Consider the following 22,823-nt stretch of genomic DNA (forward strand, 5'->3'; position numbering starts at 1 on the left):
CCCCCTGGTCTTGAGCCCCCCCGGCCGCCCCGCCGGGGGGGGCGCCCCCCCTCTTCTCTATCTCAGCGAGGGGCCTCTATCTCGGCGAACCGATCAGAAGTCCATGCCGCCCATGCCGCCGTCGCCACCCGGGGCGGCCGAGGCCGGCTCCGGCTTGTCGGCCACGACGGCCTCGGTGGTGAGGAACAGCGCGGCGATCGACGCGGCGTTCTGCAGCGCGGAGCGCGTGACCTTGACCGGGTCGTTGACGCCCGCGGCCAGCAGGTCCTCGTACACGCCGGTCGCGGCGTTGAGGCCGTGACCCGGGGTGAGGTTGCGGACCTTCTCCGCCACGACGCCACCCTCGAGGCCGGCGTTGATGGCGATCTGCTTCAGCGGCGCGTCGATGGCGGCACGCACGATCTGCGCACCGATCGCCTCGTCGCCCTCGAGCTCCAGCTTCGGGAACGCAGCGGCGCCGGCCTGGATGAGGGCCACGCCACCACCGGCGACGATGCCCTCCTCGACGGCGGCCTTGGCGTTGCGCACCGCGTCCTCGATGCGGTGCTTGCGCTCCTTGAGCTCCACCTCGGTGGCCGCGCCGGCCTTGATGACGGCGACGCCACCGGCGAGCTTGGCGAGGCGCTCCTGCAGCTTCTCGCGGTCGTAGTCCGAGTCCGAGGCCTCGATCTCGCCGCGGATCTGCTTGACGCGACCCTCGATGAGGTCGGCCTCGCCGGAACCCTCGACGATCGTGGTCTCGTCCTTGGTGACGACGACCTTGCGCGCCTGGCCGAGCAGGTCGAGCGTGGCGTTCTCCAGCTTGAGGCCGACCGTCTCGGTGATGACCTGGCCACCGGTGAGGATCGCGATGTCCTGCAGCATGGCCTTGCGGCGGTCACCGAAGCCCGGGGCCTTGACGGCGACGGACTTGAAGGTGCCGCGGATCTTGTTCAGCACGAGGGTGGCCAGGGCCTCGCCCTCGACGTCCTCGGCGATGATGAGCAGCGGGCGACCGGCCTTCATGACCTGGTCGAGCAGCGGCAGCATGTCCTTGACGTTCGAGATCTTCGACTCGACGATCAGGACGTAGGCGTCCTCGAGCACGGCCTCCTGGCGCTCCTCGTCGGTGACGAAGTAGCGGGCGAGGAAGCCCTTGTCGAAGCGCATGCCCTCGGTGAGCTCGAGCTCCAGGCCGAAGGAGTTCGACTCCTCGACGGTGACGACGCCCTCCTTGCCGACCTTGTCGAGCGCCTCGGCGATGAGCTCGCCGATCGCGGGGTCGCCGGCGGAGATCCCGGCGGTCGCGGCGATCTCCTCCTTGGTCTCGATGTCCTTGGCAGCGATCAGCAGCTGCTCGGTGACGGACTCGACGGCCTTCTCGATGCCGCGCTTGACGGCGATCGGGTTGGCGCCGGCGGCGACGACGCGCAGGCCCTCGCGCACGAGCGCCTGGGCGAGCACGGTGGCGGTGGTGGTGCCGTCACCCGCGACGTCGTCGGTCTTCTTGGCGACCTCCTTGACGAGCTCCGCGCCGATCTTCTCGTACGGGTCGTCGAGCTCGATCTCCTTGGCGATGGACACACCGTCGTTGGTGATCGTGGGGGCGCCCCACTTCTTGTCCAGGACGACGTTGCGGCCCTTGGGGCCGAGCGTGACCTTGACGGTGTCGGCGAGCTGGTTGAGCCCGCGCTCCATGCTCCGACGAGCTTCCTCGTCGAAGGCGATGATCTTGGCCATGGGGACTGATCCTCCGCTGGTGGCTGAGAGTGGCCGGCCGGTGCCCGCGACGGACGACCCACCGCACGGCGTTCTTGTCACGCGCGTGCGGCGAGCCTCACCTGTCGGCCCGAGTGCTTCACCCTCGACGTCTCACGACCGCCGCACCGGGGCGCGGCTGTCACTCGACCATCGAGAGTGCTAAGCCATTATTGGCACTCTCGGCAGGAGAGTGCAAGACGTTCGCCCAGGGCGTGGAGGGCCTCCCCCACCGGGCACGTCGATCTCGCCACGGGTGCGGGCACGACGAAGGCCGGCACCCTCGTCGCGTCGACGCGACGCCGGGTGCCGGCCTGGGGTGCCGCCGCCTCAGGCGGGGCGCACCTGCTCGGCCTGCGGACCCTTCTGGCCCTGCCCGACCTCGAACTCCACCGGCTGCCCCTCCTCGAGGGTGCGGTAGCCGTCGGACTGGATGGCGCTGTAGTGGACGAACAGGTCCTGCCCGCCGGCGGCCGGGGTGATGAACCCGAACCCCTTCTCCGCGTTGAACCACTTGACGGTGCCCTGGGCCATGGACTTCTCCTTGTGCTTCGCTCAGGCCACGGGACCGGCGCCCCGTGGTGACGCGAGCCTAGTAGCGCACCTCACGACGAGGGAAGCGCCGATGTCCGGTATGTCGACATCCGAGACGAGCGCCCTGTGCCGTGCGGCGACGGCGTGACCAGGACGTCAGCCGACGGCTTCGGTCAGCACGACCCACACGGCGTTCGACGGGTGGTTCGTCACGTTGTCGGACTGGATGACGTTCTCCGGCGAGACGCCGAGCGCCTCGGCGACGGCCGTCGCCGTGTCGGCCCGGTCCGCTCCGTAGAGCACGGTGTTCGCGGAGTACGTGCCACCGAGGCCCTGCGGGGCCTCCGCGTCGGTCGTGTTGCCCGCGGCGACCTCGGAGAAGCCGGCCTCGTCCTGGAGCGTCGCCTGCGCGGTGCCCGCCGAGCCGCCGGGGGCGGAGTCGTTGAACACGGCCACGCTCGCGGCCAGGTTCGCCTTGGACGCGTCGCCCGGCATCTCGCCGGCCGGCTCCTCTTCTTCACCCTCGGACTCGCCGTCCGCCGGGTCCTCCTCGCCCTCGGTGGCCTCGGACTCGCCGTCCGTCGGCTCCTCTTCCGAGGCACCGTCACCGGACTCCCCCTCGGCACCCGCGTCCGCGGACTGCTCGGCGACCGGGGTCGACGGGGGGCCGTCGTCCTGGGAGAGGAAGGAGACCGCGCCGACGGCGATCCCGCCGCACACCACCGCGACCAGCAGGAACGGCCACACCGAGCTCCACCCGCTCCGCGGCTCCCGGTGGACGCCGACCGGCGCGTCCTCCGGGCCCCGGACGTCGAACTCGTCGGGCGGGTAGGAGTAATGGCTCTTGCTCACGCCGGACAGGGTAGCCGCTCAACATGGCACGGCGTCCAGCCGCTCGCCACCGGGGGCCCGGAATCGCCGTCGTGGCGCGGATTCGCCGGGACTCGCCGCGCGAGGACCGGCGTCCGCTGGCCGGTCCCGCGGCGGCCTCTCAGGACCGGTCGTCGGACAGCCGGCGGGCCGACCGGGCCCGCTGGCGGGTCGACCGCATCCGGCGCAGCCGCTTGACCAGCATGGGGTCGTGCTCGAGCGCCGCCGGGGAGTCGATGAGCGCGTTGAGCACCTGGTAGTACCGCGTCGCCGACATGTCGAAGAGCTCGCGCACCGCCTGCTCCTTGGCGCCCGCGTACTTCCACCACTGCCGCTCGAAGGCGAGGATCTCGCGCTCCCGGTCCGTGAGCGCGACCTCGGGCGCGTCCGCCCGCTCGCCTGCCGTCGTGCTCGACGACGTCGCCTCAGGGTCCGGTTGGACCTCCTGGACCAGCATCTCGCTCATGGGCACCCAGTATGGCCGCCCCGGGGCCGCTCCCCGCCCAGGAGCCCCCGCGCGTCGCACCCCCACGAGCTGTCAGGGCCACGTACACGTTCCCGTGCACGTGAGCCTGACACGTCGGACGTGCGTGGAGCTGTCAGGTTCACGTGCACGTTCCGGCGCACGTGGACCTGACAGGTCTCGGGTGCGCTAGCGTCGCGGCGTGGACACCCCGGCGACGACGAGCACCCGCCCGCCTCTCGAGGACGTCATGGCGCCCGACTGGGCCGCCGCGCTGGCCCACGTCGAGCCTCAGATCCACGCCATGGGCGACTTCCTGCGCGCGGAGGTCGCCGCCGGCCGCACCTACCTGCCCGACGGCGCCCACGTCTTCGCCGCGTTCCGCCGGCCCCTCGCCGAGGTCCGCGTCCTCGTCGTCGGGCAGGACCCGTACCCCACGCCCGGTCACCCGATGGGGCTGTCCTTCTCCGTGCAGCCCGACGTGCGGCCCGTCCCGAGGTCGCTGGTGAACATCTACACCGAGCTGTCGTCCGACGTCGGTGCCCCGCCGCCGCCGAACGGGGACCTGCGTCCCTGGGCCGACCAGGGCGTCATGCTGCTCAACCGGGTCCTCACGGTGCGGCCGGGCACCCCCGCGTCGCACCGCGGCAAGGGCTGGGAGCAGGTCACCGAGGCCGCCATCAAGGCGCTCGTGGCCCGCGGCGGCCCGCTCGTCGCCATCCTGTGGGGTCGTGACGCGGCGTCCCTCAGGCCGTGGCTCGGCGACGTGCCCGCCGTCGAGAGCGCGCACCCCAGCCCGCTGTCCGCGTACCGGGGGTTCTTCGGGTCCAGGCCGTTCTCGCGCGTCAACGCGCTCCTCGAGGCGCAGGGGGCGGCCCCGGTCGACTGGCGCCTCGTCTGAGGCCCGGCCCGGCAGGGCCGTCAGGCCGTGCTGGATCCGCAGGGCTCGCGGATTCCAGGAGACCGCGTGGGTGGCCGGAGGCAGAATGGCCCGGTGACGACGACCGAGACCTCCCCGACCCCGTCCGAGCCCACCACCCCCCGCTGGACCCGCTACGTCGCCGTCGGCGACTCGTTCACCGAGGGCCTGTGGGACCCGTACCCGTTCGACGACGGCACCCCCGCTCCCGCCGGCACCGAGTCGACGGCGAAGCAGCGCGGCTGGGCCGACCGGCTCGCCGACGAGCTCTCGGCCCGCCGCGCGGCGGGGGGTGAGCGGCAGCTCGAGTACGCGAACCTCGCCATCCGCGGCCGGCTGGTGCGCCACATCCTCGCCGAGCAGGTCGACGTCGCGCTCGAGGCCGAGCCCGACCTGGTCTCGCTCGTCGGCGGGGGCAACGACATCCTGCGCCCCCAGGCCGACATCGACATGATCTCCGCCCAGCTCGAGCAGGCGGTGGCGAAGATCCGGGCCACCGGCGCCGACGTGCTCCTGGGCACCGGGTTCCGCGCCGGCGGCGCGCTGAGCTTTACGCGCGGGCGCACGGGGCAGTACAACGCCAACATCTGGTCGATCGCGCGGCGCCACGGGGCGCACGTCCTGGACCTGTGGGGCATGGACTCGCTGTTCGACCTGCGCGTGTGGTCGGACGACCGCATCCACCTCACCCCGGAGGGCCACCGCCGCGTCGCGGACGCCGCGCTCGTCGGGCTGGGCCTGGAGCCGGTCGACCCCGACTTCGACGGGGTGCTGGACCCGCTGCCCCCGACGGACCTCGTCGCCCGCGCACGGGCCAACGCCCAGTGGGCACGGACGCACGTGGTGCCGTGGGTGCAGCGCCGGATCAAGCACACGTCCAGCGGCGACGGACGCCAGCCGAAGTGGCCCGCGCCGGGCACCTCCTGGCCGCCGACGGACTGAGCGGGTCCGGCCGAGGGCGGGTCGGGCGAACCGGTGGATGGAGCCGCCTGTCGGATTCGAACCGACGACCTTCCGTTTACAAGACGGGAGCTCTACCAGCTGAGCTAAGGCGGCGCAGGCGCGGCACAGCCTACCGGGCGTTCCCGGGGCCGTGCCGCGCCGCAGGGGTCGGGGCAGGTCAGCCCGCGGCGGCCTCGACGGCGGCCGTCAGCGCGGCCGGGTCGTTCCAGTTCGGCACGACCTCGCCGTCGACCAGCACGTACGGGGTGCCGGTGAAGTCCGGGTCCTCCCCGATGGCCTGGGTCGCGGAGAACACGTACTGCCCGAAGGTCTCGCGTGCCGTGCCGTCGGCGACGGCCGTGACGACGTCGGCGGGGGCGCCGGCCTGCTCCGCGAACACCGAGAGCTCCTCGTCGCTCAGGCCCTCGGTGCCCTCGGAGGGCTGGTTGGTGAACAGCGCCGCGTGGTACGCGGGGAACGCCTCGGGCGCCTTGTCGGCGACGTACGCCGCCGCGGACGCGGAGCGCGTCGAGTAGTCGGTGCCCTGCGACTGCGCGTCCAGGATGGAGATCGGGTGGTAGACCACCGTCGCGTCGCCGGCGGCAACCATCTCGTCGACGCTCGCGGCGTTGACCTGCTCGAACTGGCCGCAGACCGGGCACATGTAGTCGAGGTACACCTGGATCTCGGGGGCGCCCTCGTTAGCGGTCCCGGCGGCACCGTCGGCACCGACGGTGATGCCGCCGTCCGCCCGCGCCGTCGAGGGCATCGTCACCTCGGACAGCGGCACGTCGTCGACGGACTTCTTCTGGCCCTCGGCCAGGATCATCCACACCACGACGCCGAGCGCCACCAGGGCGACGGCCAGCACGCCCAGCGTGATCGCACGGTTGCGCTTGTCGCGCTGGAGCTCCTTCTCGCGCAGGGCGAGGGCCTCGGCACGCGCCGCGTCGCGACGCTCGGCCTTGGTCATGTTCGGGTTCTTGGTCGACATCGTGGTCTCGGGGATCCCTTCGGAGGGCACGACGTCGGCCGCCCGGCCGCGTCGATCGAGAAATGGGACGCGACCAAGCCTACCCGCGCGCTCAGGGCAGGGCCGGGGGCCCCGTCATCGGCCACCAGTCGATCACCGGCGAGTCGACGAACAGCGGCTGGGCCAGCAGCACGGCCGCCACGAGCGACAGGACGACGACCGCCGCCGCCCCCCACGGGCCCGGCGCGAGCCGGTTCAGGACGGCCCGCCCGCCCTCGCGCGCAGTCCGCCCTGCCGGCCCGAACCACGTGGCCACGAGCGCGATCACCATCGCCGCGGCGAGCACGAGGTTGAAGACGACGTCCTCGTTCATGCCGCCGACGGACCGGGCGGCGACGTCGACCCGCGGCATGACGATGAGGTGCCCGGCACCGAACAGCCACCAGCCGGCGACGACGGCGAGCACCCCGGCGCACGCCCCGACGAGCGCGGCGGGGATCGCCCCGAGCGCGCCGACGAGCGCGTGCCACGGGAAGGCCAGGGCCGCGACGACGCCGTCGGAGCCCCGCACTCCCCTGCGCTCGCGCCGGCGGTGCAGCGCGTCGGACGACGTCGCGACCATGCGGCAGAGCACGACGAGCACCAGCAGCGCCCCGAACCCGATCAGCGGGCGGGTCGCGGCCAGGACCACGAGGGGCACCGCGAGCGCCAGCGCGGAACCCGTCCGGCGGGGGTGCACCGGGCGCGCGTAGGGCTGCGGCGGCTCCGGCTCCGTGGGCAGGTCCTGGACGAGCTCGTCGTAGTCGCGGTAGCGCGCGTCACCGACGGGGATGGCCTGCGTGCCGCCGTCCTGCGCCCCCAGGCGGTCACGCTCGAGCGCCGTCATCGTCTGGGTGGGGTCGCCCGGGTCGGGCTCGACGGCGCTCGTCCGGGCGGGCGCCACGCTCGGCGGGGGCGGCGGAGGCGGCGTGGGCTCGATGCCGGGTGCGGTCACCGTGCCGACGGCCAGCGGGGCCACGACCTGGGTGGGCAGCGCGACATGCTCCGTCTCGAAGCCCTGCACGATGCGCTGCGTCGCGTCCGGGGCCAGCTGCTCCGCCGCGCCGGCCGCGGCGAGGGCGTCGTCCAGGTCGCGGCGCAGGGCGCGCGCCACCTCGGTGGGCCCCCAGCGCAGCGCCGGGTCGGCCTGGAGCGCGCCGCCGAGCGCTCGTGCGGTCCGCGGCGACAGTCCCACCAGGTCGGCGCGCCCCTCGCGGGAGCGGCGGAGCACCAGCTCGGTGGGCCGCACGCCGAACGGTGAGCGACCCGTGGCGGCGAAGGCCAGCAGCGCGGCCCAGCTCCACCAGTCGGTCTCGTTCCCGGGTGCGCCGCCGTCGAGCAGCTCGGGTGCGATGTACCCCGGCGTGCCCATGACGAACCCGGTGGACGTGGTGCGGGCGTCGCCGGGACCCTGCGCGATGCCGAAGTCGATGAGCACCGGGCCGTCGGCCGTGACCATGACGTTGGACGGCTTGAGGTCACGGTGCACGACGCCGGCGTCGTGCACGGCCTCGAGCGCGTCCGCGAGCTGGTCCGCCAGGGAGAACAGGTCGCCGGCGTCGAGCGGCCCGCGCGTGTCGACCTCGTCCTCGAGGGTGACGCCGTCGACGAGCTCCGTCACGACGAACGCGTACGGCCCCTCGAGCTCGGCGTCCTGCACCTGCGCGACCGCCGGGTGTCGCAGCCGCTGGAGCGCCGCGGCCTCGCGGCGCAGCCGCTCGCGGCCCGCGGGGTCGGCGTCGACGTGCGCGTGCAGCACCTTGAGCGCGACACGGTTGTCCCCGCCGTCGAGCGCCTCGTACACCGCGCCCATCGCGCCCCGCCCGAGCTGCCGGACGACGGTGTAGCCGCCGACCTCGGTGCCCGCGGGCAGCCCACGGTCCCGGCTCTCGCCGGACTTCTCCTGGCTCCCCGCCTCGCGCGTGGCGGCAGCGCCCGCCGGGCGACCCTGACCCGGGAGCTCCACCGCGTCGACCTCACCCATGCGCACACCGTAGCGGGAGGCAGGCGCCCAGGCCCGTCGTGCCCGCCCCCGCGTCGCGCAGGGTGACGGGCCCGCCGACAGGGTGCGTCGGCGAGGACGTCGATACCCTGTGCGAGCAGGGCGTCGTCCAACAGCGCTTGGGGAGATCTCCGTTGACAGGTCAAGGAACGGCAAACAGGTCCGGCAAGGGGTCGGAGGGTACGTCGGGCGAGGGTCGTTACGACCTCGTCGTGGTCGCCAACCGGCTCCCGGTCGACTTCACGGTCGACGAGAACGGTGACGTCGACTGGCAGCGCTCACCCGGCGGGCTGGTCACGGCTCTCGAGCCGGTGATGCGCGGGGCGGACGGCGCGTGGGTCGGCTGGTCCGGCGCGCCCGGCCTGGAGCACGAGCCGTTCACGGCCGACGAGATGCTTCTCGTGCCGGTCACGCTCAGCGCCGACGAGATCGAGCGCTACTACGAGGGCTTCTCGAACGACACCCTGTGGCCGCTGTACCACGACGTCATCTCCCCGCCCACGTACCACCGGCAGTGGTGGGACGCCTACCGGAAGGTGAACCTGCGGTTCGCCGAGGCGGCCGCGGCCCAGGCCGCGCCCGGCGCGGTCGTGTGGGTGCACGACTACCAGCTCCAGCTCGTCCCGAAGATGCTGCGCGACCTGCGCCCCGACCTGCGCATCGGGTTCTTCGACCACATCCCCTTCCCGCCCGTCGAGCTGTTCGGGCAGCTGCCGTGGCGGTCGCAGATCGTCGAGGGCCTGCTCGGGGCCGACCTCATCGGGTTCCAGCGGGGCGGGGACGCGTCGAACTTCGTGCGGGCCGTGCGCCGGCTCACCAAGCACACGACGCGCGGGCCGATCGTCACGGTCACGGACGACGACGGGCAGATCACCCGGCACGTCCGCGCGGCGGCGTTCCCGATCTCCATCGACTCGAAGCACTTCGACGAGCTCGCGCGCAAGCCCGAGGTGCAGGAGCGTGCCGCGGAGATCCGCGCCGACCTCGGCAACCCGCAGATCATGATGCTCGGCGTGGACCGGCTCGACTACACGAAGGGCATCCGGCACCGGATCAAGGCCTACGGCGAGCTCCTCCAGGACGGCCGCCTCGACGTCGAGCACGCGACCCTGGTGCAGGTGGCCAGCCCGAGCCGCGAGAACGTGGGGGCGTACCAGGAGCTGCGCGAGCACGTCGAGGGCCTGGTGGGCCGGATCAACGGCGAGTTCGGCGAGCTCGGCCACTCCGCCATCCACTACCTGCACCACTCCTACCCGCCCGAGGAGATGGCGGCGCTGTACCTCGCCGCGGACGTCATGCTCGTGACCTCGCTGCGCGACGGCATGAACCTGGTGGCCAAGGAGTACGTCGCGGCCCGCTCCGACGACCAGGGGGTGCTCGTGCTGAGCGAGTTCACCGGCGCGGCGGACGAGCTCGCCCCCGGGCCGCTGCTGGTCAACCCGCACGACATCGACGGGATGAAGGACATCATCGTCGCGGCCGCGCACATGGACCACCGCGAGCAGCGCCGCCGCATGCGCCGGCTGCGCCGCAAGGTGATGTCCGACGACGTCGCCAAGTGGTCGGAGACGTTCCTCGGCGTGCTCACGGCCATGCCGCCGCGGACGTCCCATGTCTGAGCCGCCCGCCCCCACCCCGTCGGTGCTCGCGGCCCTCACGGCGTTCGCCCGGCCGGCCGGCCCCGGCGAGGGCTCCGCGGAGGACCCCGCGCTGCTCGTGGCCCTCGACTTCGACGGCACGCTCGCCCCGCTCGTGGACGACCCGACGACGTCGCGTATGACGGACCCTGCCCGGGCCGCCGTCGAGCGCCTGGCGGAGCTCGCCGGGCGCACGCGAGTACGGCTCGCCCTCGTCTCGGGGCGCGACCTGGCCGACCTCGCCGACCTCGGCGGGCCGCCGGAGGGCACCTACCTCGTCGGCAGCCACGGCGCCGAGACGGGGCACGTCGTGGGCGGACGCCTGGAGTCGGTGGCCCTCGAGCTGGACGGCGGGCAGCGCGCCGCGCTGCGCGACGTGGCCGCCACGCTCGACGAGGCGGCCACCGGGCATCCGGGCATCTGGGTGCAGCACAAGCCGAGCGCCGCCGTCCTGCACACCCGGCTCGCCGACGACGCCGCCGCCGTGGACGCCGCCGTGCTGGCCGCGGACGGGGTCGCCGACCGGCTGGGCCTGCACGCGCTGCACGGCAAGGACGTGGTCGAGATCGCCGTCGTGACGACGTCCAAGGGCGAGGCCGTGGAGCGCCTGCGGGGCGTGGTGGCCGACGCCGTCGGCGCCCCCTCGGCCCGGGTGCTGTACGCGGGGGACGACACGACGGACGAGCGCGCCTTCGCCGTCCTGCACGACGAGGACCTGGCGCTCAAGGTCGGCCCGGGACCGACGGTGGCGCCGTACCGGGTGGCCGACGCCGACGCGCTGGCCGGGCTGCTCGAGCGGCTGGCGGACGCCCTCGAGCGCGGGTCGTCGCCGCCCGACGGGTCCTGACCAGCACCGATCGGCCCGTCACGGAAGGTGTGTCCAGACACACACCCGCGGCATGTACGATCGATCCGCACGACCGTCCCGGCACCGCTGATGGAGCCGGTCGGGCGCGCGACAACTACATCTGTGTCACCGCCGACACGCTCGACGTGGAAGCGCAGGCGACACCCACCCACAACGGATCGTCCGGCACGTACCTGCCGGTGGAGGGAAGCATCATGGCAACGGTCACCTTCGACCACGCGACGCGCATCTACCCGGGGACCGAGCGCCCGGCCGTCGACCAGCTCAACCTGCACATCGAGGACGGCGAGTTCCTCGTCCTCGTCGGCCCCTCGGGCTGTGGCAAGTCCACCTCGCTGCGCATGCTGGCGGGCCTCGAGGACGTCAACGGCGGCAGCATCTTCATCGGCGACCGCGACGTCACGGACGTCCAGCCGAAGGACCGCGACATCGCGATGGTGTTCCAGAACTACGCGCTGTACCCGCACATGTCGGTGGCCGACAACATGGGCTTCGCCCTGAAGATCGCGGGCAAGCCGAAGGCCGAGATCCGTGAGCGCGTCGAGGAGGCAGCCAAGATCCTCGACCTCACCGAGTACCTGGACCGCAAGCCGAAGGCGCTCTCCGGTGGTCAGCGTCAGCGTGTCGCCATGGGCCGCGCGATCGTGCGTCAGCCGCAGGTGTTCCTCATGGACGAGCCGCTGTCGAACCTCGACGCCAAGCTCCGTGTCCAGACGCGTACGCAGATCGCGTCGCTGCAGCGTCGTCTCGGCGTCACGACCGTCTACGTGACCCACGACCAGACCGAGGCCCTCACCATGGGCGACCGCATCGCGGTCCTCGAGGGCGGTCTGCTGCAGCAGGTCGGCACCCCGCGCGAGATGTACGACACCCCGCAGAACGTGTTCGTCGCGGGCTTCATCGGCTCCCCCGCCATGAACCTCGGCACCTTCGAGATCAAGGACGGCGCCGCGCAGCTCGGTGCCGCGAGCGTCCCGATCGAGCGCTCGGTCATCGACGGCCTCACCGAGGCCGACAACAACCGGATCACGGTCGGCTTCCGCCCCGAGGCGCTCGACGTCGTCGGCGCGGGCTCGCAGGGTGCCTTCGACGTGAAGGTCAACCTCGTCGAGGAGCTCGGCTCCGACGCGTTCGTCTACGGCGACCTGCAGAGCAGCACCGCCGACCTGCACTCCGGCTCCTCGGACCAGGTCATCGTGCGCATCGACCCGCGTGAGGTCCCCATGAAGGGCGACACCATCCACGTGGCGATCAAGCCGGGCAAGGCGCACCTGTTCTCGGCAGCCACGGGCAACCGCCTGAGCTGACGCTCGCACAGCGCTCCAGCGACGACGGGCGGGTCCGGCACACAGCCGGGCCCGCCCGTCGTCGCACATCTCGCGTACCCTGGCGACCGCGCCACGCCACCGCTGTGAGCGCGAGAACGGCCCACTCCAGGGGCCGGAAGTGGGCCATCTGCACGCTCACAACACTTCAGGAGGCGCCGTGGACCAGCTGCAGATCACGTCTGCCACCCCGAACTCCGCCTTGCTCGACCTGCCGTGGCGGCTGCCCCTGGCCGAGTGGCCGGACGAAGTGCTCGCCGCGCTCCCCCGAGGCATCTCGCGGCACGTGGTGCGGTTCGTGCGCCTCGACGGCCGGGTCCTCGCGATCAAGGAGATCAGCGAGCACGTCGCGTTCCGCGAGTTCGGGCTGCTGCGGCAGCTGAACAAGCTGGAGATCCCCGGCGTGGTGCCCGTCGGGGTCGTCACCGGACGGCGGGACGACGCCGGCGAGCCCCTCGAGGCGGCGCTCGTCACCGAGCACCTCGCGTTCTCCCTGCCGTACCGCGCCGTGTTCAGCCAGTCGCTGCGGCCGGACACGGCCACCCGCCTCATCGACGCCCTCGCCGTGCTGCTCGTGCGCCTCCACCTCGTGGGCTTCTACTGGGGCGACGTCTCGCTGTCGAACACGCTGTTCCGCCGCGACGCGCACCAGTTCGCGGCCTACCTGGTGGACGCCGAGACGGGCGCCCTGCACCGCGAGCTGTCGCCGAAGCAGCGCGAATACGACCTCGACCTGGCCCGCACCAACATCATCGGCGAGCTCATGGACCTCGCCGCGGGCGAGCTCCTCGACGACGAGGTCGACGAGATCGGCATCGGCGACGCCCTCGTCTCCCGGTACGCCGAGCTGTGGGAGGCCCTCACCGGCGTCGAGTCGTTCGACGTCGACGAGCGGTGGCGGGTGGAAGCACGCATCGCGCGGCTCAACCAGCTCGGCTTCGACGTCGGCGAGCTGTCCATCACCACGGACATCGACGGCACGACGGTGCGCATCCGGCCGCAGGTCGTGGACGCCGGGCACCACTCGCGCCGGCTGTTCCGGCTCACCGGCCTGGACGTCCAGGACAACCAGGCCCGGCGCCTGCTCAACGACCTCGACTCCTACCGGGCCGCCACCGACCGGCAGGACGAGGACGAGCCGCTCGTCGCGCACGACTGGCTGCAGAACGTCTTCCACCCCACGATCCGAGCCGTCCCGCGCGACCTGCGGCGCAAGCTCGAGCCCGCCCAGCTCTACCACGAGATCCTCGACCACCGGTGGTTCATCTCCGAGCAGGCCGGACGCGACGTGCCGATGCCGGAGACCGTGGCGTCGTACGTGGACAACGTGCTGCGGCACCGGCCGGACGAGAAGGCGATCCTGGGCCTCGCGCCCGGCGAGAAGGACCCCGAGCTGGACGACGATGACGTCGCCGACGAGGGCGCACCCGAGGACGACCACTTCCACCTGTCGACCTGAGCCCCGCGAGACAGAGAACCCCGGGCCGCCTCTCGCGGCCCGGGGTTCTCTGTCTCTGTCTCGGGATGCGGGGTGCCCTAGCTCGCGGACGCGCGGCGCGCCTCAGCGACCTCGTACAGGGTGATGCCCGCGGCGACGCCGGCGTTGAGGGACTCGACGGCGGAGGAGATCGGGATGGACGCGATGGCGTCGCACGTCTCGCGCACGAGCCGCGACAGCCCCTTGCCCTCGGACCCGATGACGAGCACCAGCGGGTCGTTCGAGAACGGCAGGCTGCGCACGTCGGTGTCACCGCCCGCGTCGAGACCGACGACGAACACCCCCGACTTCTTCAGGTCGGCCAGCGTGCGCGCCAAGTTCGTCACCTTGGCCACGGGGACGCGGGCGGCCGCGCCGGCGGACACCTTCCACGCCGACGCCGTCACCGTGGCGGACCGACGCTGCGGCACCAGCACGCCGTGCGCGCCGAACGCCCCGGCGGAACGCAGCACGGCCCCGAGGTTGCGCGGGTCGGTCACGCCGTCGAGCGCGACGATCAGGGGTGCCGTGTCCGCCTCCGCGGCGGCGTCCAGCAGGTCCTCGGCGTCCGCGTACTCGTACGGCGGCACCTGGGCGACGACGCCCTGGTGCACGGCGCCCTCGGTGAGGGTGTCCAGCTGGCTGCGGCTGCCCTCGAGCAGCGTGACGCCCTGGACGGACGCCAGCTCGAGGATCTCGCGCGTGCGGTCGTCGTGGTCGATGCGCGTCGCCACGTGGATCGCCGTCATCGGCAGCTCGGAACGCAGCGCCTCCAGCACGGCGTTGCGCCCCGCCACGACCTCGGCGCCACCGGTGGGGCGGCGCGTCCCGCGGGCCACGCCCTTCGCCGCGCCGCGCTGGCCGTCGACAGTCCGGCGCTTCTCGGCCTCGACCTTGCGCTGGTGGGCCGGGTGGTAGGTGCGGTCCTCCGCCTTCGGCGTGGGCCCCTTACCCTCCAGCGCCTTGCGGCTGTGGCCGCCGGTGCCGACGCGGGGCCCCTTCTTGCTGCCGGTGTTGCGGACGGCGCCGGGGCGCTTCGCCTTGCCTGCCATGGTGTCTCTTCTCTCGGCCGGGAGCCGTGGGTCAGTAGTTCGCGGCCGCAGCCTGCACGTCAGTCGGTGGTCGGGCCGGAGCCGGTGCCGGCGTCCTGTCCGTTCGCGAGCGTCCAGCGCACGCCGTCGGAGGAGTCCTGCACGACGACGCCCGCCCGGGCGAGGCGATCGCGGATCGCGTCGCTCGTGGCCCAGTCCTTCGCGGCCCGCGCCTCGGCGCGGGCCTCCAGCTCGCAGGCGACGAGGGCGTCGAGCGCGGCCCGGGTCCTCGAGCTCCCCTGGTCCGCTCCGCCGGCCCACGTCGCGTCGCCCGGGTCGAGCCCGAGCACCCCCAGCATCCCACGCAGCGAGACCAGCTCGGCGCGGGCGGCCTCGTCGTCCTTGGCCGCGAGCGCCGAGTTGCCGGCCCGCAGGTGCTCGTGCACGACGGCGAGCGCCGCCGGCACGTTGAGGTCGTCGTCCATCGCGGCCGCGAAGTCGGCGGGCAGCTCGGCCTTGGCGACCTCGTCGGCCGGGACCGCGCCGACACGCTCGGTGGCGCGGTCCACGAACCCGGAGAGCCGCTCCCACGTGGTGCGCGCCTCGTCGAGCGTGTCCGGCGACCACTCGAGCATCGAGCGGTACTGCACGGCCGCGAGCGCGTAGCGCACCACGGGCGCGGGCGCCTGCGACAACAGCTCGGAGACGAGCAGCCCGTTGCCCAGGGACTTGCTCATCTTCACGCCGGACTGGGTGACCCACGCGGAGTGCATCCAGCGCTGCGCGAACCCGTACCCGGCGGCGCGGGACTGCGCCTGCTCGTTCTCGTGGTGCGGGAAGCGCAGGTCCAGGCCGCCGCCATGGATGTCGAACTCGGCACCCAGGTAGCGCTGGGCCATCGCCGAGCACTCGAGGTGCCAGCCCGGGCGGCCCCGCCCGAAGGGCGTGTCCCAGGACGCCGTCACCGGCTCCGTGGGCTTCGCGGACTTCCACAGGGCGAAGTCGTGCGGGTCCCTCTTGGCCGACGCCGCGGCGTCGGGGGCGTCCGTCGGCTCCGGGTTGAGGTCCTCGAGCCGCTGACGCGTCAGCTCGCCGTACGACGACCACGAGCGCACGTCGAACCAGACGTCGCCCGGCGCCGTCGTGTACGCGTGCCCGCGCTCCACGAGCCGCTCCATGAGACCGATCATGTCGGTCACGTGGCCGGTGGCCCGGGGCTCATAGGTGGGCGGCAGCACGCCGAGGGCGTCGTACGCGCGGGTGAACTCGCGCTCGTAGCGTGCGGCGTGCGCCCACCACTCGACCCCGGCGGCCGCCGCCTTGGCCAGGATCTTGTCCTCGATGTCGGTGACGTTGCGCACCAGCGTCACGCGCAGGCCCGACCGCTCGAGCCAGCGGCGCAGCACGTCGAACGCGACCGCCGGCCGCAGGTGCCCCACGTGCGGTGCGGACTGGACGGTGGCCCCACACAGGTAGATCCCGACCTCGCCCGGGTTGATAGGGACGAAGTCGCGCACGTCGCGCGTCGCGGTGTCATACAGGCGCAGGGTCACGCCGCCAGCCTACCGGCCACCCCTGCGGCCGGCCGGTGGCCGGCCGACGGTCAGCCGAAGGTCTGCCCCTCGCCGCGGTAGGTGGGGACCACGTCGACGACCTCGTCCCCGCGCACCAGGTGCACGGCGTCGAAACGCTCCATGAGCTCGCCGGCCTTCGCGTGCCGCATCCAGACGCGGTCGCCGATGCGCAGCGGACGAGCCTTGGACGAGCGTCGCCGCAGCGGCGTCATCACCTCGCCCGCGCCCTCGGTGCCGGTCAGCGCCCAGCCGGACGTCGCGACGCGCGGCAGCCGGGACCGCCCGGCCGGCCCGGACGCGACGTAGCCGCCGCCGAACGCGGTAGCCCAGCCGGGGGCGGGCACGCGCACGACGTCGAGCCCGAAGAACGCCGACGGGCGCGGCCGGAACGACCGGTACCCGTCGAACAGCCCGGGCACGAACAGGCCGGAACCGGCCGTGACCTCCGTGACCGCCGGCGCGGCGGACGACGTCTCCAGCGAGCCCGTGCCGCCCGAGTTCACCAGCGCCAGCTCGCGCCCGACGGCGGCGGAGGCCGCGGCCAGCACGTCGCCGCGCCGGTCGTCGACGTCGGCCACGGACAGCCGCTTGGCGACCCGCACGGCGGGGCTCGCGTCAGGGAGCCCCGCGACCTGGGCCTCGTAGAACATCAGCCCGCGCACGCGGATCCCCGCGACCGCCTCGGCGCGGGCGGCCAGCGTCGCGACGTCGTGCGGGGTCCGCAGCGGCGAACGGCGCGTCCCGAGATGCACCTGCAACGGCCCCACGCCGAGCCGCAGGGAGGCGTCGACGTCGAGGCACACCTGTACCGGGGTGCCGCCCCCGCCAGACTCCTCCAGGGCGCGACGCAGCGGGACCGTCTGGGCGACGTCGTCGATCATCAGCGTGATCTCGCGACGTGCGGTCTCGTCGCGCACGAGCCGGGACAGCGCGTGGACGTCCATGCTCGGGTAGCCGACCAGCACGTCGCGCACCCCCGTGCCCACCAGCCACAGGGCCTCCGCGACGGAGAAGGCCATCACGCCCGAGAAGCCGGAGTCGAGCGCGCGGCCGACGAGGGAGCGCACCCGCACCGACTTGGTCGCCAGCCGCACCGGCATGCCGCCCGCGCGGCGACGCAGGTCGGCGGCGTTCGCGTCGAAGGCGTCGAGGTCGACGACCGCGACGGGGGCGCTGAGGTGCGCCGTCGCACGCCCCAACCGGTCGGTGAGACTCATGGCCGCACGCTACCCGACGGCGCTGCCTGCCGGGGAACGTCGCCGGCGGGGCTGGGACCCGCCCGGGCGTGGCAGAGTGTGCGCCGTGAGCCAGAGCATCGCTGCCAGCACACCGTCGTCGCCCGCCGCCCGCAGCAGGGAACCCCTGCGCACCTGGGGGCGCACCGTGACGTGGCAGCCGGACCGCCGCGCCACCCCGCGCGACGAGGCGGAGCTCGCCGCCCTGGTCGCCGACGCCGCGGCCGCGGGCCAGCACGTGCGCGCGATCGGCGCCGGTCACTCGTTCACACCCGCCGCCGTGACCGACGGGCTGCACCTCGGCCTCGACCACCTCTCCGGGATCGAGGCCGTGCTGCCGCAGGCGGACGGCACCGCGCTCGTCACCGTCCGCGCCGGCACGCGCCTGTACCAGCTCAACCGGCTGCTCGCCTCGCTCGGGCTCGCGATGCGCAACCTCGGCGACATCGACCGGCAGTCGATCGCGGGCGCGATCTCCACGGGCACGCACGGGACGGGGGCCACCCTGGGCGGGCTCGCCACCCAGGTGCGGGGCGTGCGGGTCGTCGACGCCGAGGGCACCGTGCGCACCGCGACCGCCGCCGCCGCACCGGGAAGCCCGGAGCGCGAGCTGTTCGAGGTGGCGCGCCTCGGCCTCGGCACCGTGGGCATCCTGTCCGCCGTGACCCTCGAGGTGGTGCCCGCGTTCTGGCTGCGCGCGCAGGAGGAGCCGTGGCCGCTGGACCGCGTGCTCGACGGGCTCGACGAGTACGTCGACGGCAACGACCACGCCGAGCTCTACTGGTTCCCCGGCACCCGCCGCGCGCTCACGTTGCGGAACAACCGCGCGACGCCGGACGAGGTCGCCTCGTGGACCGCCGCCCGTACCGGAGCCCTCGGGGCGCTGCGCGGGGCCGGGACCCGGGCACGCAGCCTGCTCGACGACGAGGTGCTGTCCAACGGCGCGTTCGAGGTGGTCAACCGGCTCGCGTTCGCCGCCCCGGGCCTGGTGCCGCGGCTCAACGCCGTGAGCGCCCGAGCGCTGGGCGCCCGGTCGTACGTGGCGCCCTCGCACGAGGTGTTCGTGCACCGGCGCCGGGTGCGGTTCGCAGAGATGGAGTACGCACTGCCACGCGCCGAGCTGCGGGATGTCCTCGCCGAGCTGGACGGCTGGCTGCGCCGGTCCTCCGAGCCGGTGCCGTTCCCGGTGGAGGTCCGCTTCGCCGCTGCGGACGACGTCTGGCTGTCCACCGCCCGGGGGCGCGAGACGGCCTACGTGGCGGTCCACCAGTACGCGCCCATGCCGCACCGCCGGTACTTCGACGCCGCGGAGCAGATCTTCACCGCCGTCGGCGGGCGCCCGCACTGGGGCAAGCTGCACCGTCGCACCGCCGCGGACCTGGCGCTCCACTACCCGCTGGACGACGTCGCCCGCGTGCGCGCCGCCGTCGACCCGCGCGGCACGTTCCGCAACGACTACACCGACACGGTGCTCGGCCCCACCGCGAGATAGAGACCCCCTCGCGCGAGATAGAGAGCTCGCCCCGCCGAGATAGAGAGGCCCCCCGCGGTCGGCGCCGATCCAGCCCCTCGCACGGACGGGGTCTCCATCTCGGCGGGGTGGGGTCTCCATCTCGGCGGGGCGAGCTCTCTATCTCGGCGGGGCGAGCTCTCTATCTCGGCGGGGTGGGGTCTCTATCTCGGCGGGGTGGGGACGACGAGGGCAGTGGCGATGGCGGCGACGCCCTCGCCGCGGCCGGTGAGCCCGAGCCCGTCCGTGGTGGTGGCACTGAGCGAGACGGGCGCGCCCGCGGCCTCGGAGAGCACGGCCTCCGCCTCGGCGCGGCGCGTGCCGACCCTGGGGCGGTTGCCGATCACCTGGACGGCGACGTTGCCCACCTCGAACCCGGCGGCCCGGACGCGCCGCGCGGCCTCCGCCAGCAGCGCCGCCCCTGCGGCACCGGCCCACTGCGGCTCGCTGGTGCCGAAGTTGCTCCCCAGGTCGCCGATGCCCGCGGCGGAGAACAACGCGTCGGCGGCGGCGTGCGCCGCGACGTCGGCGTCGGAGTGCCCGGCGAGGCCCCGCTCCCCCGGCCAGTGCAGCCCGCCGAGCCACATCTCACGGCCGGAGCCCTCGGGAGCGAAGGCGTGCACGTCGACACCGGTCCCGGTCCGTGGCAGCGGGTACGGGGTGGGTGCGCTCACGACGCCTCCTCGGCCAGGAGACCGGCGACGAGCAGGTCCCGCTCGGTGGTGATCTTCATGGCGGCGTCCGCGCCGGGGACGACGTGCACCGGCAGCCCGAGCGCCTCGACCAGGCCGGCGTCGTCGGTGGCGGCGAGGTGCTCCGCCGCCGCGCGGGCCCGCCCCTCGGCGTGCGCCCGGTCCAGGACGGCGCGCTCGAAGCCCTGGGGCGTCTGCACGACGCGCAGCAGCGACCGGTCCGGCGTCTCGACGACCTTCTCGGCGCCGCCCGCGTCGTCGGGAGCCCGTGGCGCGACGCGCTTGACGGTGTCCACGACGGGGAGGCCTGGCACCACGGCCGCGTGCCCCGCGCGCACCGCCGTGACGACGCGGCGCACGAGCTCGGGCGGCGCCAGCGGCCGGGCGGCGTCGTGCACGAGGACGACGTCATCGTCGGGCCCTGCGAGCCGCAGGCCGGCCGCCACGGACGCCTGGCGCGTCGCCCCGCCCTCGACCACGCGCGTCGGCAGACCGAGCTCCGGATCGCCTGCCAGGATCTCGCCCACGACGTCGGCCAGACCGGCCGGGCACGTCACGACGAGACGGTCGACCATCCCGGACGCCGCGAGGCGGCGCGCGGCATGCAGCACGAGCGGGAAGCCCCCGAGGTCGACGAGCGCCTTCGGCACGTCGCGGCCGAGCCGCGTGCCGGACCCGGCGGCGGTGAGGATCGCGAGCGTCGTCATCGGGCGGTGACCTTCATCGGCGGGGACCTCCGGGCGTCGTGAGGGGCTCGGGGTGTCGTGGGGATCCCCGGTGCACACGAGTGTCGCCGCGCACCAGGCTCGGTGCGCGGCGACAGTCGTTCGTTCGGTGTGACGGGCGCGTCAGGAGGCGAGGACCTCGTCGATGATCGCGCCGGCCTTCTCCTCGTCGACGCCCTCGGCGAGCGCGACCTCGGACTCGAGGATCTGGCGCGCCTTGGCCAGCATGCGCTTCTCGCCGGCGGACAGACCACGGTCCGCGTCCCGCCGCGAGAGGTCGCGCACGACCTCGCCGACCTTGATCACGTCGCCCGATGCGAGCTTCTCGAGGTTCGCCTTGTAGCGGCGCGACCAGTTGGTGGGCTCCTCGGTGTACGGTGCGCGCAGCACCTCGAAGACCCGGTCGAGTCCCTGCTGGTCGACCACGTCGCGCACGCCGACGAGGTCGACGTTCTCTGCCGGGACCTCGATGGTCAGGTCACCCTGGGCGACCTTGAGCTTGAGGTACATCTTCTCTTCGCCACGGATCTTGCGCGTCTTGATCTCCTCGATCAGCGCGGCCCCGTGATGCGGGTAGACAACCGTCTCGCCTACTGTGAACGTCATCTGCAGATGTCCCCTTTCCCAGTCGCCAATCTTAGCACGTGGGACTGTCAACCCCCTGTGCCCGGACTCGCTCCGACCACCCGTGTCGACCATGTTTTCGCAGGTCACAGGCCTATGGTCTCGTCCTGGTCGGGTCGCACGCGGAGCATCGGTAGGATGTGCCGGGGCCCTCTGCGGCTCCGACCTCGACTGTCCCGTGTGCGCGCTGTGAAGCCCCCGCGCCCGGTCACGCCTCGCGAAGGAGAGCACGTGTCCCGCTCCACCCGTCCCGCACGTACCGCCGTCGCCGCCGCGAGCCTCGCGGCGGGCGCCCTGCTGCTGGCCGCCTGCGCTCCCGTGACGACGACCCTGCCGTACTCCCCCTCCGACGGCGCGCGGGTGAACCTGAACGACGCCGTCCGGGGCCTCAACCTCATGGTCGTGTCCGAGGGCGACGGCGCCCCGGGCACCGTCTACGGTGCGCTCTCCAACGGCTCTGCCGAGGTCGTCGACTTCGTCCTGACGGCGGAGGGCGCCGCGCCGCTGTCCGTGTCCGTCCCCGCCGGCGGGACCGTCTACCTGGGCGAGGACGAGGCCGTCGACTCCACGATCGACGCCGTCGACGCCATGGCGGGCGAGAGCGTGGAGTCGACGCTGTCCGGCGCGGGCATCGTGGAGTCGTTCTCCATGCAGGTCTTCGACGGGACGCTGCCCGAGTACGCCACGGCTGGTCCCACCGGGTCCTGACGCCGGCGGGCCGGGTCCCGAATCCCCGACGCCCGCGCGCACCACGACCGCGCCGAGCGCGTACCACGAGAGGACGGACCGCCCTCGGCGGTCCGTCCTCTCGCACTCCCGCTGGGCTCCCCAGCCCGACGTCACCCGAAGCGGCCGGAGACGTAGTCCTCCGTCGACTTCTGGGCGGGCGAGGAGAAGATCGTCGAGGTCTCGTCCATCTCGATGAGGCGCCCGGGCTTGCCCGTGCCTGCGATGTTGAAGAACGCCGTCCGGTCGCTCACCCGCGCCGCCTGCTGCATGTTGTGCGTGACGATGACGATCGTGTAGTCCTGCTTGAGCTCCCCGATGAGGTCCTCGATGGCGAGGGTGGAAATCGGGTCGAGCGCCGAGCAGGGCTCGTCCATGAGCAGGACCTGCGGCTTGACCGCGATCGCGCGGGCGATGCAGAGCCGCTGCTGCTGGCCGCCCGAGAGCCCGGAGCCCGGCTTGTCGAGCCGGTCCTTGACCTCGTTCCACAGGTTCGCCCCGCGCAGCGAGCCCTCCACCAGCTCCTCGGCGTCCGACCGGCTGATCCGCCGGTTGTTGAGCTTGACCCCGGCGAGCACGTTGTCGCGGATCGACATCGTGGGGAACGGGTTCGGCCGCTGGAACACCATGCCGACGTTCCGGCGCACCGCGACCGGGTCGACGTCGGGGCCGTACAGGTCGACGCCCTCCATCTCGACCGTGCCCTCGACGGCCGCGCCGGGGATCACCTCGTGCATCCGGTTGAGGGTGCGCAGGAACGTCGACTTGCCGCAGCCGGACGGGCCGATGAACGCCGTCACCGACTGCGGGTCGATCGTCATCGTCACGTCCTGCACGGCGAGGAAGTCGCCGTAGTAGATGTTGAGGTCCTTCACGTCGATGCGCTGAGCCATCTTTGTTCCTTCGTTCGAGCTGCGGGT

Annotated in this window: 21 protein-coding genes and 1 tRNA gene; 8 read left to right on the plus strand and 14 right to left on the minus strand. The window is 73.3% G+C overall.

The features are described from left to right. Positions 1-93 precede the first annotated feature (93 nt). The 4 genes from groL to LEP48_RS06655 all read right to left on the minus strand — a co-directional run bounded on the left by groL (position 94) and on the right by LEP48_RS06655 (position 3,607). The gene (groL, locus tag LEP48_RS06640; RefSeq protein WP_225564786.1) at positions 94-1,719 is read right to left on the minus strand and encodes a chaperonin GroEL; all 1,626 of its coding nucleotides are present in this window, start codon (positions 1,717-1,719) and stop codon (positions 94-96) included. A 348-nt stretch (positions 1,720-2,067) separates the two neighbouring features. Beyond that, positions 2,068-2,271 (minus strand): cold-shock protein, encoded by a 204-nt coding sequence (locus tag LEP48_RS06645; RefSeq protein WP_225564787.1) that lies wholly within the window; start codon positions 2,269-2,271, stop codon positions 2,068-2,070. Between the two features lie 156 nt (positions 2,272-2,427). Next, the gene (locus LEP48_RS18765) at positions 2,428-3,123 is read right to left on the minus strand and encodes a LytR C-terminal domain-containing protein (protein WP_225564788.1); all 696 of its coding nucleotides are present in this window, start codon (positions 3,121-3,123) and stop codon (positions 2,428-2,430) included. Between the two features lie 139 nt (positions 3,124-3,262). Then, positions 3,263-3,607 (minus strand): DUF3263 domain-containing protein, encoded by a 345-nt coding sequence (locus tag LEP48_RS06655; RefSeq protein ID WP_225564789.1) that lies wholly within the window; start codon positions 3,605-3,607, stop codon positions 3,263-3,265. Positions 3,608-3,854: 247 nt separating this feature from the next. On the opposite strand from LEP48_RS06655, the gene LEP48_RS06660 reads away from it, so the two are divergent. Beyond that, on the plus strand, positions 3,855-4,505 hold the full coding sequence (locus LEP48_RS06660; RefSeq protein ID WP_255640874.1) for a uracil-DNA glycosylase: 651 nt from the start codon (positions 3,855-3,857) through the stop codon (positions 4,503-4,505). Between the two features lie 93 nt (positions 4,506-4,598). Beyond that, positions 4,599-5,465 (plus strand): SGNH/GDSL hydrolase family protein, encoded by an 867-nt coding sequence (locus LEP48_RS06665; protein WP_225564791.1) that lies wholly within the window; start codon positions 4,599-4,601, stop codon positions 5,463-5,465. 38 nt (positions 5,466-5,503) lie between these two features. Here LEP48_RS06665 and LEP48_RS06670 read toward each other — a convergent pair. The 3 genes from LEP48_RS06670 to LEP48_RS06680 all read right to left on the minus strand — a co-directional run bounded on the left by LEP48_RS06670 (position 5,504) and on the right by LEP48_RS06680 (position 8,461). Further along, positions 5,504-5,579, minus strand: a tRNA-Thr gene (locus LEP48_RS06670). Between the two features lie 64 nt (positions 5,580-5,643). Further along, complete coding sequence (locus LEP48_RS06675; RefSeq protein ID WP_225564792.1) at positions 5,644-6,438, minus strand: DsbA family protein; 795 nt, start codon at positions 6,436-6,438, stop codon at positions 5,644-5,646. A gap of 112 nt (positions 6,439-6,550) precedes the next feature. Next, positions 6,551-8,461 carry a serine/threonine-protein kinase gene (locus LEP48_RS06680; protein WP_225564793.1) on the minus strand — a complete coding sequence of 637 codons (1,911 nt, stop codon included), beginning with the start codon at positions 8,459-8,461 and terminating at the stop codon, positions 6,551-6,553. 230 nt (positions 8,462-8,691) lie between these two features. On the opposite strand from LEP48_RS06680, the gene LEP48_RS06685 reads away from it, so the two are divergent. From LEP48_RS06685 to LEP48_RS06700, 4 genes are all read left to right on the plus strand, one after another. Next, positions 8,692-10,098 (plus strand): alpha,alpha-trehalose-phosphate synthase (UDP-forming), encoded by a 1,407-nt coding sequence (locus LEP48_RS06685; protein WP_225564794.1) that lies wholly within the window; start codon positions 8,692-8,694, stop codon positions 10,096-10,098. Next, positions 10,091-10,963: a trehalose-phosphatase gene (gene otsB, locus LEP48_RS06690; protein WP_225564795.1), complete on the plus strand. Its 873-nt coding sequence runs from the start codon at positions 10,091-10,093 to the stop codon at positions 10,961-10,963. The genes LEP48_RS06685 and otsB overlap by 8 nt, the downstream gene beginning before the upstream one ends. 215 nt (positions 10,964-11,178) lie before the next feature. After that, positions 11,179-12,291: an ABC transporter ATP-binding protein gene (locus LEP48_RS06695; protein WP_225564796.1), complete on the plus strand. Its 1,113-nt coding sequence runs from the start codon at positions 11,179-11,181 to the stop codon at positions 12,289-12,291. A 178-nt stretch (positions 12,292-12,469) separates the two neighbouring features. Next, positions 12,470-13,768 carry a DUF4032 domain-containing protein gene (locus LEP48_RS06700; protein ID WP_225564797.1) on the plus strand — a complete coding sequence of 433 codons (1,299 nt, stop codon included), beginning with the start codon at positions 12,470-12,472 and terminating at the stop codon, positions 13,766-13,768. A gap of 77 nt (positions 13,769-13,845) precedes the next feature. On the opposite strand, the gene rlmB is transcribed toward LEP48_RS06700, so the two are convergent. Genes rlmB through LEP48_RS06715 form a run of 3 tightly spaced genes read right to left on the minus strand, consistent with a single transcriptional unit; the run spans position 13,846 to position 17,608 of the window. Continuing rightward, entirely contained in the window at positions 13,846-14,838 is a 993-nt protein-coding gene (rlmB, locus tag LEP48_RS06705) for a 23S rRNA (guanosine(2251)-2'-O)-methyltransferase RlmB (protein ID WP_225564798.1), read from the minus strand. Between the two features lie 59 nt (positions 14,839-14,897). Next, positions 14,898-16,370: a cysteine--tRNA ligase gene (gene cysS / locus LEP48_RS06710; protein WP_225564799.1), complete on the minus strand. Its 1,473-nt coding sequence runs from the start codon at positions 16,368-16,370 to the stop codon at positions 14,898-14,900. A gap of 50 nt (positions 16,371-16,420) precedes the next feature. After that, positions 16,421-17,608 (minus strand): alanine racemase, encoded by a 1,188-nt coding sequence (locus LEP48_RS06715; RefSeq protein ID WP_225564800.1) that lies wholly within the window; start codon positions 17,606-17,608, stop codon positions 16,421-16,423. A 145-nt stretch (positions 17,609-17,753) separates the two neighbouring features. On the opposite strand from LEP48_RS06715, the gene LEP48_RS06720 reads away from it, so the two are divergent. Continuing rightward, positions 17,754-19,118 (plus strand): D-arabinono-1,4-lactone oxidase, encoded by a 1,365-nt coding sequence (locus LEP48_RS06720; RefSeq protein ID WP_255640878.1) that lies wholly within the window; start codon positions 17,754-17,756, stop codon positions 19,116-19,118. Positions 19,119-19,300: 182 nt separating this feature from the next. Here the strand turns inward: LEP48_RS06720 and ispF are convergent, their stop codons facing one another. The 3 genes from ispF to LEP48_RS06735 form a co-directional block, all read right to left on the minus strand. Continuing rightward, positions 19,301-19,810, minus strand: a complete 510-nt coding sequence (gene ispF / locus LEP48_RS06725) for a 2-C-methyl-D-erythritol 2,4-cyclodiphosphate synthase (RefSeq protein ID WP_225564802.1) — start codon at positions 19,808-19,810, stop codon at positions 19,301-19,303. After that, entirely contained in the window at positions 19,807-20,535 is a 729-nt protein-coding gene (ispD, locus tag LEP48_RS06730) for a 2-C-methyl-D-erythritol 4-phosphate cytidylyltransferase (protein WP_225564803.1), read from the minus strand. The genes ispF and ispD overlap by 4 nt, the downstream gene beginning before the upstream one ends. Before the next feature lie 141 nt (positions 20,536-20,676). After that, positions 20,677-21,159 carry a CarD family transcriptional regulator gene (locus LEP48_RS06735; RefSeq protein WP_079570762.1) on the minus strand — a complete coding sequence of 161 codons (483 nt, stop codon included), beginning with the start codon at positions 21,157-21,159 and terminating at the stop codon, positions 20,677-20,679. A 249-nt stretch (positions 21,160-21,408) separates the two neighbouring features. Between LEP48_RS06735 and LEP48_RS06740 the strand changes: the two genes are divergently transcribed. Further along, complete coding sequence (locus tag LEP48_RS06740) at positions 21,409-21,885, plus strand: hypothetical protein (RefSeq protein WP_225564804.1); 477 nt, start codon at positions 21,409-21,411, stop codon at positions 21,883-21,885. A 131-nt stretch (positions 21,886-22,016) separates the two neighbouring features. Here the strand turns inward: LEP48_RS06740 and pstB are convergent, their stop codons facing one another. Further along, positions 22,017-22,796: a phosphate ABC transporter ATP-binding protein PstB gene (gene pstB, locus LEP48_RS06745; protein ID WP_225564805.1), complete on the minus strand. Its 780-nt coding sequence runs from the start codon at positions 22,794-22,796 to the stop codon at positions 22,017-22,019. Between the last annotated feature and the right edge of the window lie 27 nt (positions 22,797-22,823).

The sequence above is a fragment of the Isoptericola luteus genome (assembly GCF_020297055.1).
In the GTDB taxonomy this organism is placed as follows: domain Bacteria; phylum Actinomycetota; class Actinomycetes; order Actinomycetales; family Cellulomonadaceae; genus Isoptericola; species Isoptericola luteus.

What these genes read in the sequence shown, in the direction of transcription:
- LEP48_RS06695 (WP_225564796.1), top strand. Translation starts at nt 11,179, where the DNA reads ATGGCAACGGTCACCTTCGACCACGCGACGCGCATCTACCCGGGGACC.
- LEP48_RS06660 (WP_255640874.1), top strand. Translation starts at nt 3,855, where the DNA reads ATGGCGCCCGACTGGGCCGCCGCGCTGGCCCACGTCGAGCCTCAGATC.
- pstB (WP_225564805.1), bottom strand. Translation starts at nt 22,796, where the DNA reads ATGGCTCAGCGCATCGACGTGAAGGACCTCAACATCTACTACGGCGAC.
- rlmB (WP_225564798.1), bottom strand. Translation starts at nt 14,838, where the DNA reads ATGGCAGGCAAGGCGAAGCGCCCCGGCGCCGTCCGCAACACCGGCAGC.
- LEP48_RS06655 (WP_225564789.1), bottom strand. Translation starts at nt 3,607, where the DNA reads ATGAGCGAGATGCTGGTCCAGGAGGTCCAACCGGACCCTGAGGCGACG.
- LEP48_RS06680 (WP_225564793.1), bottom strand. Translation starts at nt 8,461, where the DNA reads ATGGGTGAGGTCGACGCGGTGGAGCTCCCGGGTCAGGGTCGCCCGGCG.
- otsB (WP_225564795.1), top strand. Translation starts at nt 10,091, where the DNA reads ATGTCTGAGCCGCCCGCCCCCACCCCGTCGGTGCTCGCGGCCCTCACG.
- LEP48_RS06645 (WP_225564787.1), bottom strand. Translation starts at nt 2,271, where the DNA reads ATGGCCCAGGGCACCGTCAAGTGGTTCAACGCGGAGAAGGGGTTCGGG.
- LEP48_RS06675 (WP_225564792.1), bottom strand. Translation starts at nt 6,438, where the DNA reads ATGACCAAGGCCGAGCGTCGCGACGCGGCGCGTGCCGAGGCCCTCGCC.
- groL (WP_225564786.1), bottom strand. Translation starts at nt 1,719, where the DNA reads ATGGCCAAGATCATCGCCTTCGACGAGGAAGCTCGTCGGAGCATGGAG.
- ispD (WP_225564803.1), bottom strand. Translation starts at nt 20,535, where the DNA reads ATGACGACGCTCGCGATCCTCACCGCCGCCGGGTCCGGCACGCGGCTC.
- LEP48_RS06735 (WP_079570762.1), bottom strand. Translation starts at nt 21,159, where the DNA reads ATGACGTTCACAGTAGGCGAGACGGTTGTCTACCCGCATCACGGGGCC.
- LEP48_RS06715 (WP_225564800.1), bottom strand. Translation starts at nt 17,608, where the DNA reads ATGAGTCTCACCGACCGGTTGGGGCGTGCGACGGCGCACCTCAGCGCC.